Below are 14,433 nucleotides of genomic sequence, written 5' to 3' on the forward strand. Positions count from 1 at the left end.
GTATAGCTCAAGTCACGAGGTGGCGGGAGCGACGAAGGCAATCCCGGTGCGCAGGGCGGCGTTGCGCACATGCTCCTGCATGGCCTTCTGTGCGGCGCCGGACGATCGGCGCGCCAGTGCACGGAGGATTTTACGGTGTTCCTGCCAGGTTTCCATGGCCCGTYCGGCCCGGATGAACGGTAGCTTCTGGCTCTCCAGAAAGATGTCGGCGCTGGCTGTCAGGATGCTCAGCATCGCCTGATTGCCGCTGGCCAGGAGGATGCGCCGGTGAAACTCGAAGTCCAGTCGCGCCGCTGCATCGAAGTTGGCGGCACGCAGTTCGTTGCGCATGGCGGCGACGTTGTCTTCCAGGGCATCGAGATCCTCGGTGCTCAGGGTCACGGCCGCCAAACCCGAGGCAAAACCCTCCAGCGCATAGCGCAACTGGAAGATGTCCAGCGGCGATGCCTGGGCCGCGAATGGCCAGCCCGGCACCGCCTCGCCCCGGGGCAGATCGACCGGTGACTGCACGAACACGCCCTTGCCCGGCTGGATGCTGATCACGCCCAGCGCACTCAGGGACGACAACGCCTCGCGCAACGACGCCCGGCTGACCCCCAATTGCACCGCCAGGTCCCGTTGCGAGGGCAAGGCATCACCCGGCCCGAAACCTTGCTCGGTGATCAGTTTGCGGATGGCTTGCAGCGCCACTTCAGGTACTGCACGGGAGATCGAATTCATGGTTTCTTCAGACGAACCAGGCCAATGAGCGGCTAGTTGTAAAGCTATTCGCGACGTCCGGCAAGTCGTGCCCCATGGGGGTTCGGGAGTTTTCACGATTGCGCCATCAAGGTGCGAAATGCCACCTAACTGTTCAGACCAGTAAGACCGAGAAACACCAGCAAAACCGTSGCCTGCAACCCCTGAAACCGAATCTTGGCATGGCCCGTGCTCTGTCGATCCGCAGAAATCACTTCCCGCCGATCCGGAGATTTGCCATGACCCAGCGTTACAGCGCCCTCCTCGCCGCCCTGTTTGCCAGCCTGATGCTGAGCCAGGCACCTGCCCACGCCGACGGTCTGGAGGATGTGGTCAAACGCGGCACCCYCAAAGTCGCCGTGCCCCAGGACTTCCCGCCGTTCGGCTCGGTCGGCCCGGACATGAAACCGCGCGGCCTCGACATCGACACCGCCAAACTGCTGGCCGACCAACTCAAGGTCAAACTCGAACTGACCCCGGTCAACAGCACCAACCGCATCCCGTTCCTGACCACCGGCAAGGTCGACCTGGTGATTTCCAGCCTCGGCAAGAACCCTGAACGAGAGAAAGTCATCGATTTCTCCCGTGCCTACGCGCCGTTCTACCTCGCCGTGTTCGGTCCGCCAGACGCCGCCATCAAGGGTTTGGACGATCTCAAGGGCAAAACCATCAGCGTCACCCGTGGCGCCATCGAAGACATTGAGCTGACCAAAGTCGCCCCCGAAGGCGTGACCATCAAACGCTTCGAAGACAACAACTCGACCATCGCCGCCTACCTTGCCGGGCAAGTCGACCTGATCGCCAGCGGCAACGTGGTGATGGTGGCCATCAGCGAGAAAAGCCCGAAACGCGTACCGGCCCTGAAAGTGAAGCTCAAGGACTCGCCGGTGTACGTCGGTGTGAACAAGAACGAGCCGGCGTTGCTGGACAAGGTCAATCAGATCCTCACCACCGCCAAGGCTGACGGTGCGCTGGAAAAGAACTCGCAAACCTGGTTGAAAGAACCGCTGCCGGCCGATCTCTGATCGTTCGCTCGGGAGACGACTTATGGCTTATCAGTTCGATTTCTTGCCGGTGGTGGAAAACACCGACCTGCTGCTGCGCGGTGCGTTGTTCACCCTTGAGCTGACGGCCGTTGGCGCAGTGTTCGGGGTCGCTCTGGGCATCATCGGCGCACTGGTGCGGGCGTGGAACATCCGCCCGTTCGCCGGCATTTTCGGGGTCTACGTCGAGTTGATCCGCAACACACCCTTTCTGGTGCAGTTGTTTTTCATCTTCTTCGGTTTGCCGTCGCTGGGCCTGCAGATTTCCGAATGGCAGGCGGCGGTGCTGGCGATGGTGATCAACCTGGGCGCCTATTCGACCGAGATCATCCGCGCCGGCATTCAAGCGATCCCCCGCGGGCAACTGGAAGCCGCAGCCGCCCTGGCAATGTCGCGTTTCGAAGCCTTCCGCCACGTGGTTCTGCTGCCGGCACTGGGCAAGGTCTGGCCGGCCCTGAGCAGCCAGATCATCATCGTCATGCTCGGCTCGGCGGTCTGTTCGCAGATCGCCACCGAAGAGCTGAGTTTCGCCGCCAACTTCATTCAGTCGCGCAACTTTCGCGCCTTTGAAACCTACGCCCTGACCACGCTGCTCTACCTGTGCATGGCGCTGCTGATCCGCCAGCTGCTGAACTGGATCGGCCGCCGCTACATATCCAAGAGCAGCGCAAGGAGCAGCCAATGAGCGATTTCACCTTCTGGGACATCCTGCGCAACCTGCTCACGGGCCTGCAATGGACGCTGGCATTGTCGCTGGTGGCGTTTATCGGTGGCGGGCTGATCGGTTTGCTGATCATGGTGATGCGGATTTCTAAGAAATCCCTGCCCAGCCACTTCGCCCGCACCTACATCGAATTGTTCCAGGGCACGCCGCTGTTGATGCAGCTGTTTCTGGTGTTCTTCGGTGTGGCCTTGGCCGGTGTGGAAATTTCACCGTGGATGGCGGCGGCGATTGCCTTGACACTGTTCACCAGCGCCTACCTGGCGGAGATCTGGCGCGGTTGCGTCGACTCGATCCCCAATGGCCAGTGGGAAGCCTCATCGAGCCTGGCGCTCAACCCGCTGGAGCAATTGCGTTACGTGATCCTGCCACAAGCGCTGCGCATCGCCGTGGCGCCGACCGTGGGCTTCTCGGTGCAAGTGGTCAAGGGCACCGCCGTCACCTCGATCATCGGCTTCACCGAACTGACCAAGACCGGCGGCATGCTCGCCAACGCGACCTTCGAACCCTTTATGGTCTACGGCCTCGTCGCCCTCGGTTACTTCCTGCTCTGCTACCCCTTGTCCCTCAGTGCGCGCTACCTGGAAAGGAGACTGCATGCCTCTGCTTAGAATTTCCGCCCTGCATAAATATTACGGCGACCATCATGTGCTCAAAGGCATTGACCTGAGTGTCGAGGAAGGCCAGGTGGTGGCGATCATCGGTCGCAGCGGCTCGGGCAAGTCCACCTTGCTGCGCACCCTCAATGGTCTGGAATCGATCAATGACGGTGTGATCGAAGTCGACGGCGAATACCTCGACGCCGCCCGCGCCGACCTGCGCAGCCTGCGGCAGAAAGTCGGGATGGTGTTCCAGCAGTTCAACCTGTTCCCGCACCTGACCGTCGGCGAAAACGTCATGCTTGCGCCACAAGTGGTGCAGAAAGTGCCGAAAGCCAAAGCCACCGAGCTGGCGCGACAGATGCTGGAACGGGTCGGGCTGGGCGAGAAATTCGACGCCTTCCCGGATCGACTCTCTGGCGGCCAGCAACAGCGGGTGGCGATCGCCCGGGCGCTGGCCATGTCGCCGAAAGTCTTGCTGTGCGACGAAATCACCTCGGCCTTGGACCCGGAACTGGTCAATGAAGTGTTGAGCGTGGTCCGGCAACTGGCCAGGGAAGGTATGACATTGATCATGGTCACCCATGAGATGCGTTTTGCCCGGGAGGTGGGCGACAAATTGGTGTTCATGCACCAGGGCAAGGTGCATGAGGTGGGAGATCCGAAGGTGTTGTTTGCCAATCCGCAGACGGCGGAGCTGGCGAACTTCATTGGGACCGTGGAGGCGGCGGGCTGACACCCCTGTGGCGAGGGGGCTTGCTCCCGCTCGGCTGCGCAGCAGTCGTAAAACCTGCCGACCGGCTTTTCCTGAAGCACTGCGTTGAATGGTTTTGGGGCCGCTGCGCTGCCCAGCGGGAGCAAGCTCCCTCGCCACAGGAACCCACGTCGTCCGTGCGCTGGATCAAGGCATTAAACCGTACGCGTTGGCGCGAGCGTTTGATCGTGGCAGGATGTCGAGGTTATCGACCGAGACCCCCTGACCATGCCGCTATCCCAAGTCAAGAATCTGTCCCTGATCGCCGCAATCGACCTGGGCTCCAACAGCTTTCACATGGTCGTGGCCAAGGCCCAGAACGGCGAAATCCGGATTCTCGAGCGTCTCGGGGAGAAGGTTCAGCTGGCCGCCGGCATCGACGAAGAGCGTCAACTCAGCGAAGAATCAATGCAACGCGGGCTCGATTGCCTGAAGCGCTTCGCCCAACTGATCAGCGGTATGCCGCCCGGTACCGTGCGGATCGTCGGCACCAACGCCCTGCGCGAAGCCCGTAACCGCGGTGAATTCATCCATCGGGCCGAAGAAATCCTCGGCCATCCGGTAGAAGTCATCTCCGGCCRTGAAGAAGCGCGCCTGATTTACCTCGGCGTCTCCCACACCCTCGCCGACACCCCGGGCAAACGCCTGGTGGCCGACATCGGCGGCGGCAGTACCGAATTCATCATTGGCCAGCGCTTCGAACCGCTGCTGCGCGAAAGCCTGCAAATGGGTTGCGTCAGCTATACCCAACGCTATTTCAAGGACGGCAAGATCACCCCGGCCCGCTACGCCCAGGCGTACACCGCGGCGCGGCTGGAGATCATGAGCATCGAACACGCCCTGCACCGCCTGACCTGGGATGAAGCCATCGGCTCCTCGGGCACCATTCGCGCCATTGGCCTGGCACTGAAGGCCGGCGGACATGGCACTGGCGAGGTGAACGCCGAAGGCTTGGCCTGGCTCAAGCGCAAGCTGATCAAGCTCGGTGATGTCGAGAAAATCGACTTCGAAGGCATCAAGCCCGACCGCCGGGCGATCTTTCCCGCCGGGCTGGCGATTCTCGAAGCGATCTTCGATGCCCTCGAACTGCAACGCATGGACCACTGTGAAGGCGCCCTGCGCGAAGGCGTGCTCTATGACCTGCTGGGCCGTCATCATCACGAAGATGTCCGTGAGCGCACGCTCAGCTCGCTGATGGAGCGCTACCACGTCGACCTGGAGCAAGCCGCGCGGGTCGAACGCAAGGCGCTGCATGCCTTCGATCAAGTGGCCGCGGACTGGGACCTGGACGACGGTGTCTGGCGCGAACTGCTGAGCTGGGCGGCCAAGGTCCACGAAGTGGGCCTGGACATCGCGCACTATCAGTACCACAAACACGGCGCCTATCTGATCGAGCACTCGGACCTGGCCGGATTCTCCCGCGAAGACCAACTGATGCTCGCGCTACTGGTGCGTGGCCACCGTCGCAATATTCCCAAGGACAGGTTTGCCGATTTTGGCGACGACGGCATCAAGCTGATTCGCCTGTGCGTGCTGCTGCGCTTCGCGATTCTGTTCCACCACATCCGTGGCACCCAGGAAATGCCACAGGTCGTGCTGCACGCCAACGGCGACAGCCTGGATGTGTTATTCCCGGAACATTGGCTGGATGACAACCAGTTGACCCAGGCCGACTTCGCCCTGGAAGCCGAATGGCTGACCCGCGTCAGCTTCATGCTGAACGTTCGCTAAAAAACCGAAAATGGTCGCCGAACACGGTCCTGTAGGAGCCGGCTTGCTGGCGAAGGCGTCCTTGAAATGGATGCATGACTTGAAAGCCATTCGCTGGCAAGCCAGCTCCTACAAGGGACGGTGGTGGAAATGAAAATGGCGATCCACATGGATCGCCATTTTTTATCGCCCAAGGTTTGCGTTAACGCACCGCCAGAATCGGGCTGCCCAAACGCTCCAGCAAGGTGGCCTGGGCGCTGCGCGGGTTCTGGTTGCCGGTCGGTGTATTACGGACGTAGCGACCGTCCGACTGCAGGCTCCAGCTGTGGGTGTTGTCGGTAAGATAAAGCTCCAGCTCTTTCTTGACCCGCAAAATCAGCTTCTTGCCCTCGACCGGGAAGCAAGTCTCGACGCGCTTGTCGAGGTTGCGTTCCATCCAGTCGGCACTGGACAGGAACATCTGCTCTTCACCGCCATTGAGGAAGTAGAAGACCCGGGTGTGCTCCAGGAAACGACCGATGATCGAACGTACGTGGATGTTGTGCGATACCCCGGCGATGCCCGGTCGCAGGCAGCACATGCCGCGCACCACCAGATCGATGCGTACCCCGGACTGGCTGGCCTTGTACAACGCGCGGATGACCTTTGGATCGGTCAGCGAGTTGAACTTGGCGATGATGTGCGCCGGTTTGCCGTCGAGGGCGAATTGCGTCTCCCGGGCAATCATGTCGAGCATGCCCTTCTTCAACGTGAACGGCGCGTGCAGCAGTTTTTTCATGCGCAGGGTTTTGCCCATGCCGATCAACTGGCTGAACAGTTTGCCGACGTCTTCGCACAAGGCATCGTCGGAGGTCAGCAGGCTGTAGTCGGTGTACAGACGGGCGTTGGCCGCGTGGTAGTTGCCGGTACCCAAGTGAGCGTAGCGAACAATCTCGCCGGCTTCGCGACGCAGAATCAGCATCATCTTGGCGTGGGTCTTGAAGCCGACCACGCCGTAAATCACCACGGCGCCGGCCGCCTGCAGACGGCTGGYCAGCTGCAGGTTGGATTCTTCATCGAACCGCGCGCGCAATTCGATCACCGCCGTCACTTCCTTGCCGTTCCGCGCCGCATCCACCAGCGCATCGACGATCTCCGAGTTGGCGCCGCTGCGATACAACGTCTGGCGAACCGCCAACACGTGTGGATCCTTGGCCGCCTGACGCAGCAAGTCGACCACCGGGGTGAAGGACTCGAACGGGTGCAGAAGCAAGATGTCCTGCTTGCTGATCACGCTGAAAATGTTCTCGCTGTTCTGCAGCAGTTTCGGGATCTGCGGGGTGAACGGCGTGTATTGCAGCTCCGGATGACTGTCCAGGCCGGTGATGCTGAACAGCCGGGTCAGGTTGACCGGACCATTGACCTGATACAGCTCGGTCTCCTGCAGGTTGAACTGCTTGAGCAGGTAATCGGACAGGTGTTTCGGGCAGGTGTCGGCCACTTCCAGCCGCACCGCATCACCATAGCGACGGGAGAACAACTCGCCGCGCAGGGCGCGGGCCAGGTCTTCCACGTCTTCGGTATCGACCGCGAGGTCGGCGTTCCGGGTCAGGCGGAACTGGTAGCAGCCCTTGACCTTCATGCCCTGGAACAGGTCGTCGGCGTGCGCGTGGATCATCGACGACAGGAATACATAGTTGTCACCCGGGCCGCCGACTTCTTCCGGCACCTTGATGATCCGCGGCAGCAGACGCGGCGCCGGGATGATCGCCAGGCCGGAATCGCGACCGAAGGCGTCGATGCCTTCGAGCTCGACGATGAAGTTCAGGCTCTTGTTCACCAGCAACGGGAACGGGTGCGTCGGGTCGAGACCGATCGGGGTGATGATCGGCGCGATCTCGTCGCGGAAATAACGGCGGACCCAAGTCTTGAGCTTGGTAGTCCAGTAACGACGACGGATGAAGCGGACCTGATGTTTTTCCAGTTCCGGCAACAGAATGTCGTTGAGAATCGCGTATTGGCGGTCGACGTGACCGTGCACCAATTCGCTGATGCGAGCCAGGGCCTGATGCGGTTGCAGGCCATCGGCGCCAGCCTGTTCACGGGCGAAGGTGATCTGCTTCTTCAGGCCGGCCACACGAATCTCGAAGAACTCGTCCAGGTTGCTGGAGAAGATCAGCAGAATCAGCGCCTGCACGTTTAAAAGCGGTCAGGGATTCGAGGATAACCCCTTCGCTCAACCAGCCATTCTGGATCGCCGCCATGTGCATGGCGTATTCGCCGCTGACCTGATACACAAAGGTCGGCACTTTGAACGCTTCCTTGACYCGATAAAGAATATCCAGATACGGCATGCCTGGCTTGACCATGACCATGTCTGCGCCTTCTGACAAGTCGGCCGCCACTTCGTGCAGGGCTTCGTTGCTGTTGGCCGGGTCCATCTGATAGGAGGCCTTGTTGGCCTTGCCCAGGTTCAACGCCGAACCCACCGCATCGCGGAACGGGCCGTAGTAGGCACTGGCGTACTTGGCCGAGTAGGCCATGATCCGCACATTAACGTGCCCCGCCAGCTCCAGCGCTTCGCGGATCGCCTGAATGCGGCCGTCCATCATGTCTGACGGAGCCACCACTTGAGCGCCGGCTTCGGCGTGGGACAAAGCCTGCTTAACCAGTGCGTCGACGGTAATGTCGTTCTGCACGTAGCCTTCTTCGTCGAGGATGCCGTCTTGCCCATGAGTGGTGAACGGGTCCAGGGCGACGTCGGTGATCACACCCAGCTCCGGGAACTGCGCACGCAGAGCGCGGGTAGCGCGCTGGGCGATGCCGTTGGGGTTCCAGGCTTCGGCGGCATCCAGTGACTTGAGTTCCGGTGGCGTCACCGGGAACAGTGCCAGCGCCGGAATGCCCAGCTCGACCCACTTGGCAGCCTCTTCCAGCAACAGATCGATGGTCAGGCGTTCGACGCCCGGCATCGATGCCACTGCTTCGCGACGGTTTTCACCGTCCAGCACGAACACCGGCAGGATCAGGTCATCGACGGTCAGTACGTTTTCACGGACCAGACGACGCGAAAAATCATCACGACGGTTGCGACGCAGGCGGGTTGCAGGAAACAAACGGTTGGCGGGGGTAAAGCTCACGGCAGACTCCTGAGCCCGCGCTGGCGGGCGAGCGTGACAGTTATAAGCGGCCATTATGACCAACGTATGACAGTTGTGTGCACCCCTGTGACAGGTAGCCGCATTCCATTGTCCTTGTAGGAAATGTTCACGTCGAGACACATTTGGACACTTTCATGAATGTGCACGAAGGGTTAGGCTGCGCGTTCATTTCGCCAGCACCCAGACAATGCTCCAACAATTCCTACATGACTTCGGCTACTTTGCCCTGTTCCTCGGCACGTTTTTCGAAGGCGAAACCATTCTGGTACTCGCAGGCTTCCTCGCGTTCCGTGGGTACATGGACATCAACCTGGTGGTGGTCGTGGCGTTCTTCGGCAGTTATGCCGGCGATCAGCTGTGGTACTTCCTGGGGCGCAAGCACGGGCGCAAATTGCTGGCGCGCAAACCGCGCTGGCAATTGATGGGCGATCGGGCACTGGAACATATCCGCAAGCACCCGGACATCTGGGTGCTGAGCTTCCGCTTTGTCTATGGTTTGCGCACCGTGATGCCGGTGGCAATCGGTCTGTCGGGCTATCCGCCGGGACGCTATCTGCTGCTCAACGGGATTGGCGCGGCCATCTGGGCTGCGGCGCTGGCAGCGGCTGCGTATCACTTCGGCGCGGTGCTCGAAGGTATGCTGGGCAGTGTCAAGAAATACGAGCTGTGGGTGCTGGGCGCCCTGCTGGTCCTGGGCTTTGTCCTGTGGCTGCGGCGGCGCTTCAAGAATGCCCGCTTGGCGAAAARGATCTACGCCGATGAGCAGGCATTGAAAGCCGAACAGGCCAAGTCCAGCGAACCTACGACGCCCATCGAGTGACGCGGTTTCTACAACAGTAGAGACCGATGCCGCTGAGCAGGCTGTAACTGAGCAGCACCACCCAGCCCACCGCGCTGCCCGGCCATAGCCCGACCATCGGTGCCAGCCATACCAGCGGCAGGTTCGACACCAGCCGCAACAGCTCCAGCTTCAACGCCTGCGGGCGATTCTCCAGGGCTGCACCCAACACGAACAACCCCAACGCCACGGCGCCCCAACCCAACACCAGGGCTGCGGTCGGCAGGCTCTGCTCCAAGTTCATCAAGTAACTGCCCAAGGCGATGTAGACGCAGAACTGCAGCGCCACATACCACTGCTGACGTCCGTCCAGCGGCACCTCGAATTTGCGGAACTGAGCCAGGTCCGGCTTGTTCATCGGGTATTTGGCCGCCACGTCCGCCGGCCGCCAACCGGTGCGCATGAACCAGATCCGCAGCTTGTCCCACCAGCGCTCGGCGCGCCGGGCGTCATCCCACAGCTGCGCGTAAAACTGCACGTTTGCCCACACCGGATTCCAGCTCGCCAGCGGCGTGGTCACGCCGAAGATCACCGGTTCGTTGTCGTCCTCTTCCTGGAACGATCCGAACAGACGGTCCCAAATAATGAACACCCCGCCGTAGTTGCGATCCATGTAGAGAGCGTTCTGTGCATGGTGAGCCCGATGATTGGACGGCGTGACGAAGAACCACTCGAACCAGCCAAGCTTGGGAATATGCCGGGTATGCACCCAGAACTGGTACAGCAGGTTCAACGCCGCAACGCTGACGAACACCAGCAGCGGCACGCCGAGCACTGCCAGGGGCAGGTAGAAAATCCAGCTCAACAGAAACCCGGTGCTGGTCTGGCGCAGGGCCGTGGAGAGGTTGTAGTCCTCGCTCTGGTGATGCACCGAATGCGCGGCCCAGAGGATGTTGCGCTCATGGCCCATCCGGTGCAGCCAGTAGTAGCAGAAGTCGTAGAAGACGAATGCAAACACCCAGACCCAGACACTGTCGGCCGACAGCTCGATCAAGGCCAGATGTTCCAGGGCGAAGGCATAAGTGACCAGGCCGACACCTTTGGTCAACAGGCCCGTGGTAGTCGACAATACGCCGGTGCTGAGGCTGTTGATCGCGTCTGCCACGCGGTAATTGCTCACCCCGCGCCAACGGTCGGCCAACAACTCGACCGCAATCAGCACAAAGAAAAACGGCACCGCATACAGAATGAAGTTCATGACGCGACCTGATCGGAATCGTTCAGCAGAGATTAGGTGTAGCCGCGAATTAACCCTATGGCAACGAGTGACAAATTAGTGGACATTTAACGCCATGAATCTGGAGAAAAGCCCATGAGCAAAAAAATTGCAGTGATCCTTTCCGGCTGTGGCGTGTACGACGGCGCCGAGATCCACGAAAGCGTGATCACCCTGCTGCGGCTGGACCAGCGCGGTGCCCAGGTGCAGTGCTTCGCACCCAACATCGCGCAGTTACATGTGATCAACCACCTGACTGGCGAAGAAATGCCCGAATCGCGCAACGTGCTGGTGGAATCGGCGCGAATCGCCCGGGGCAACATCAAGGATATCCGTGAAGCGGACGTCGAAGACTTCGATGCGCTGATCGTTCCCGGCGGTTTCGGGGCGGCCAAGAACCTGTCGAACTTTGCCGTCGAAGGCGCCGGCTGCAGCGTTCAACCTGACGTCCTGGCGTTGACCGAAGCGTTCGCCGAGGCTGGCAAACCGGTGGGGCTGATCTGCATCTCGCCGGCCCTGGCGGCAAAAATCTACGGCCCGGGCGTGACCTGCACCATCGGCAACGATGCCGATACCGCCGCCGCGATGAACAAGATGGGCGCCACCCACGCCGAGTGCGCAGTGACCGACATTGTCGAAGACAAGGCGCGCAAGCTGGTGAGCACGCCGGCGTACATGCTCGCGCAATCGATCAGCGAAGCCGCTTCCGGCATCAACAAATTGGTCGACCGCGTACTGGAACTGACCCACGAAAACGACGAGTAACACTCGCGATTGTTCCCACTCCGCGTGGGAACGATCATTACCGTCTTGCTCAAGCTTTACGCGACAACCGGGTCAATATCCGGTCCAGCGCATTGGCGAACGCCTGTTTCTCGCGCTCGCCGAACGGCGCCGGGCCGCCGCTCATCTGCCCCTGCTCGCGCAAGTCGGTGAACAGGTTACGCACCGCGAGTCGATCGCCCATGTTCTGCGCATCGAACTCCTTACCCCGCGGATCCAGCGCCGCAACGCCGTTCTTCACCAGCCGATCCGCCAGCGGCACATCGCTGCAAATCACCAACTCCCCCGGCACCGCGTGTTCCACCAGGTAATCGTCGGCGGCATCCGGGCCGCTGGGCACCACGATCAGTTTCACCAGCGCAAGGCCCGGCTTGATCTGCGGCTGACCGGCCACCAGTACCACTTCGAACTGGCGCTTGAGGGCGAACTTCACCACTAGATCCTTGGCTGCCCGAGGGCAGGCGTCGGCATCGATCCATACGCGCATTGGATTTCCTCTATTGAAAAGCATCGCGGGCAAGCCCGCTCCCATAAGGTTAGCGCTGAACCTGTGGGAGCGGGCTTGCCCGCGAATATGAGCGCAGCGAATGCTTTTAAGAAGCCGGCAACTGCCGCTTCTCGGCCATCCGGCTGCGACTGTACAGCACGATGATCGCAATGATCGCCACAGCCTGGGCACTCAGCGAATACGCGTCAGCGTGGATCCCCAACCAGTCGAAGTCAAAGAACGGTACCGGCCGCGTGCCGAAGACCCCGGCTTCCTGCAACGCCTTCACGCCATGGCCGGCAAACACCACCGACAACGCGCACAGCAATCCGGCATTGATGCCGAAGAACAGTGCCAGCGGCAGCTTTGCCGAGCCGCGCAGAATCACCCAGGCCAGACCGACCAGCATAACCAGCGCCGTCGCGCCGCCAGCCATTACGGCGTTATGCCCCGCAGGCCCCGCCTGCAACCACAAGGTTTCGTAAAACAGGATCACTTCGAACAGTTCGCGATACACCGAGAAGAACGCCAGGATCGCAAACCCGAAACGCCCACCGCCGCTCACCAGGCTGCTCTTGATGTAATCCTGCCAGGCCGCTGCGTGGCGACGGTCGTGCATCCATACACCGAGCCAGAGCACCATGACACTGGCAAACAGCGCAGTGGCCCCCTCCAGCAGCTCACGCTGGGCCCCGCTGACGTCAATCACATACGCCGCCACCGCCCAGGTCGCCAGCCCGGCCAACAGCGCCAGGCCCCAACCGATGTTGACGCTGCGCACCGCCGATTGCTGGCCGGTATTGCGCAGGAACGCGAGGACCGCCGCGAGCACCAGAATGGCTTCCAGACCTTCTCGCAACAGAATCAACAGACCGGAAATGTAGCTCAGCGACCAGCTCAAGCCATCGCTACCGAGCAGGCCAGCGGATTCTTTCAGCTTGGCCTTGGCCACTTCCAGACGTTGCTCGACCTGGGCCACTGGCAAGCCGTCCTGCAACGACTGACGGTAAGCCATCAGGGACTTTTCAGTGTCTTTGCGTACGTTGGCGTCGACGTTGTCCAGAGAGCTTTCAACCAGTTCGAAGCCTTCCAGGTACGCCGCCACCGACAGGTCGTAGGCCTGATCGTGCTCGCCAGCGCGATAGGCGGCGATACTCTTGTCCAGCGTGGCCGCCGTGTATTCAAGCAATTGTCCCGGGCCACGCTTGACCTGCGGCGGTTGCGCTCGTTGCGCGCGGAAGGTCGCGGCCGCTTGCGGACCTTCGACGGCCTGCACTTCGGCTGGCGTCTGACGCGCCAGGTCGGCGATGTTGTAGGTTTTTTCGGATTTTGCCGCGGCCGGATCGGCGCTGAAGCCGGCGATGTAGGTCGCCAGGTCCCAACGCTGACGATCATCCAGCTGATCGGCGAAGGCCGGCATGTCAGTACCTTCGACGCCCATACCCAGCGTGTTGTAAAGCGCGTAGAGGCTCAGACGGTCCAGTCGCGCGGCATCGCGCAGATTGGTCGGCGGTGGCGTCATGCCGACACCTGCCGGGCCGTCACCGATGCCCGTATCGCCATGGCACACCGAGCATTGCTGGGCATACAGCGGCGCGGCGCGGGTCGGGTCCGGGGTAATGACCGGAGCCTGGCTGACTTCATAGGTCACCGCCAGTTTTGCCCCCAGCTGCCGCGCCTGACGGGTGACGTCCGCGCCGTCCTTGCGAGCGGCGATCGCGGTGCGCAGACCGTTAACGCCCTGCTCCAGTTCGGCACGCTGGGGTTTGGCCGGCAAATCGGCGATCAACCCTTGCAGCTCCCCCAGGAATGTCTGCTGTTCGAGATACTCAGCCTCATCAATAACCTTGCCTCCCTCGACCGCCGTCGGGTAATCGGCKGCAATGTAATCGAGCAAATGCAGGGCCTTGGGCGCACCCTCCGCGGTTTCGGCCAGCGCATTGAAGCTGCAGAACGCGATCATCGGCAGCACGAGCCACGCCAGAAAACGAGAGGAGCCAGTCATGAATAAATCTCAAATGGAAATACGAAGTAACACATTGTTCACTTCCAATGAGTTTCGCTCAAGCTTTGTTGGTATTTCCCGTATAACGGCGTGTACATTGGGCGGCAAACTGCTATCTCCTCGCGGTATCCGATCAGGGAAGAATCATCGTCCATGCGCTCCTGCCTGTTGTTCTCTTTGCTGCTGAGTTTCGCCCTACAACTGAGTGGCTGTGCCGCGTACCGAAATTATGATCAGGAGATGCAACAGACCAATGACCAACTATTGGTGGGCAACCTCCAGGGTGCGTTGGACCTAGTGGAGCTGCACAATCCCTGGGAAGACAAGGATCTGCTCTATTACTTCGAGAAAGGCGCCATCCTTAGTGTCGCCAATGCGCTGCCGGAGAGCCAGAAAGCC

At 60.9% G+C, this 14,433-nt stretch carries 12 protein-coding genes and 2 pseudogenes; 8 read left to right on the top strand and 6 right to left on the bottom strand.

The features are described 5' to 3' along the window. Positions 1 to 12 precede the first annotated feature (12 nt). Positions 13 to 720: a FadR/GntR family transcriptional regulator gene (locus AC1DLB_RS15045; protein WP_477785205.1), complete on the bottom strand. Its 708-nt coding sequence runs from the start codon at positions 718 to 720 to the stop codon at positions 13 to 15. Between the two features lie 257 nt (positions 721 to 977). Between AC1DLB_RS15045 and AC1DLB_RS15050 the strand changes: the two genes are divergently transcribed. From AC1DLB_RS15050 to ppx, 5 genes are all read left to right on the top strand, one after another. Further along, entirely contained in the window at positions 978 to 1,763 is a 786-nt protein-coding gene (locus tag AC1DLB_RS15050) for a transporter substrate-binding domain-containing protein (protein WP_477785206.1), read from the top strand. Positions 1,764 to 1,785: 22 nt separating this feature from the next. Continuing rightward, positions 1,786 to 2,466, top strand: coding sequence for an amino acid ABC transporter permease (locus AC1DLB_RS15055; RefSeq protein WP_018927567.1), 681 nt, complete (start codon positions 1,786 to 1,788; stop codon positions 2,464 to 2,466). Next, positions 2,463 to 3,113 carry an amino acid ABC transporter permease gene (locus AC1DLB_RS15060; RefSeq protein WP_007899375.1) on the top strand — a complete coding sequence of 217 codons (651 nt, stop codon included), beginning with the start codon at positions 2,463 to 2,465 and terminating at the stop codon, positions 3,111 to 3,113. Before AC1DLB_RS15055 ends, AC1DLB_RS15060 begins: the two co-directional genes overlap by 4 nt. Further along, positions 3,100 to 3,837, top strand: coding sequence for an amino acid ABC transporter ATP-binding protein (locus tag AC1DLB_RS15065; protein ID WP_064621044.1), 738 nt, complete (start codon positions 3,100 to 3,102; stop codon positions 3,835 to 3,837). The genes AC1DLB_RS15060 and AC1DLB_RS15065 overlap by 14 nt, the downstream gene beginning before the upstream one ends. A 246-nt stretch (positions 3,838 to 4,083) precedes the next feature. Next, complete coding sequence (gene ppx, locus AC1DLB_RS15070) at positions 4,084 to 5,586, top strand: exopolyphosphatase (RefSeq protein WP_477785207.1); 1,503 nt, start codon at positions 4,084 to 4,086, stop codon at positions 5,584 to 5,586. Positions 5,587 to 5,767: 181 nt separating this feature from the next. Here the strand turns inward: ppx and ppk1 are convergent. Both ppk1 and hemB read right to left on the bottom strand, forming a co-directional pair. Beyond that, positions 5,768 to 7,729, bottom strand: a pseudogene (gene ppk1, locus AC1DLB_RS15075) (polyphosphate kinase 1); the annotation flags it as partial. After that, positions 7,644 to 8,684, bottom strand: coding sequence for a porphobilinogen synthase (hemB, locus tag AC1DLB_RS15080; protein ID WP_477785208.1), 1,041 nt, complete (start codon positions 8,682 to 8,684; stop codon positions 7,644 to 7,646). The gene hemB and the pseudogene ppk1, both read right to left, overlap by 86 nt. A gap of 208 nt (positions 8,685 to 8,892) precedes the next feature. Here hemB and AC1DLB_RS15085 point away from each other — a divergent pair, with 208 nt between their 5' ends. Beyond that, complete coding sequence (locus AC1DLB_RS15085) at positions 8,893 to 9,525, top strand: DedA family protein (RefSeq protein ID WP_477785209.1); 633 nt, start codon at positions 8,893 to 8,895, stop codon at positions 9,523 to 9,525. Here AC1DLB_RS15085 and AC1DLB_RS15090 read toward each other — a convergent pair. Further along, positions 9,506 to 10,741: a sterol desaturase family protein gene (locus tag AC1DLB_RS15090; RefSeq protein WP_064621047.1), complete on the bottom strand. Its 1,236-nt coding sequence runs from the start codon at positions 10,739 to 10,741 to the stop codon at positions 9,506 to 9,508. The genes AC1DLB_RS15085 and AC1DLB_RS15090 overlap by 20 nt on opposite strands. 114 nt (positions 10,742 to 10,855) lie before the next feature. On the opposite strand from AC1DLB_RS15090, the gene elbB reads away from it, so the two are divergent. After that, entirely contained in the window at positions 10,856 to 11,524 is a 669-nt protein-coding gene (elbB, locus tag AC1DLB_RS15095; RefSeq protein WP_064621048.1) for an isoprenoid biosynthesis glyoxalase ElbB, read from the top strand. A 49-nt stretch (positions 11,525 to 11,573) separates the two neighbouring features. Here elbB and AC1DLB_RS15100 read toward each other — a convergent pair whose 3' ends face one another. Together AC1DLB_RS15100 and AC1DLB_RS15105 are read right to left on the bottom strand one after the other, a co-directional pair. After that, positions 11,574 to 12,029: a YaiI/YqxD family protein gene (locus tag AC1DLB_RS15100; RefSeq protein WP_064621049.1), complete on the bottom strand. Its 456-nt coding sequence runs from the start codon at positions 12,027 to 12,029 to the stop codon at positions 11,574 to 11,576. A 106-nt stretch (positions 12,030 to 12,135) separates the two neighbouring features. Continuing rightward, entirely contained in the window at positions 12,136 to 14,034 is a 1,899-nt protein-coding gene (locus tag AC1DLB_RS15105) for an FTR1 family protein (protein WP_477743599.1), read from the bottom strand. 153 nt (positions 14,035 to 14,187) lie between these two features. Here AC1DLB_RS15105 and AC1DLB_RS15110 point away from each other — a divergent pair. Continuing rightward, a pseudogene (locus AC1DLB_RS15110) lies at positions 14,188 to 14,433 on the top strand (hypothetical protein); the annotation flags it as partial.

It is taken from the genome of Pseudomonas sp. 05N434 (assembly GCF_056396965.1).

What these genes read in the sequence shown, in the direction of transcription:
- AC1DLB_RS15065 (WP_064621044.1), top strand. Translation starts at nt 3,100, where the DNA reads ATGCCTCTGCTTAGAATTTCCGCCCTGCATAAATATTACGGCGACCAT.
- AC1DLB_RS15090 (WP_064621047.1), bottom strand. Translation starts at nt 10,741, where the DNA reads ATGAACTTCATTCTGTATGCGGTGCCGTTTTTCTTTGTGCTGATTGCG.
- AC1DLB_RS15100 (WP_064621049.1), bottom strand. Translation starts at nt 12,029, where the DNA reads ATGCGCGTATGGATCGATGCCGACGCCTGCCCTCGGGCAGCCAAGGAT.
- elbB (WP_064621048.1), top strand. Translation starts at nt 10,856, where the DNA reads ATGAGCAAAAAAATTGCAGTGATCCTTTCCGGCTGTGGCGTGTACGAC.
- AC1DLB_RS15060 (WP_007899375.1), top strand. Translation starts at nt 2,463, where the DNA reads ATGAGCGATTTCACCTTCTGGGACATCCTGCGCAACCTGCTCACGGGC.
- AC1DLB_RS15055 (WP_018927567.1), top strand. Translation starts at nt 1,786, where the DNA reads ATGGCTTATCAGTTCGATTTCTTGCCGGTGGTGGAAAACACCGACCTG.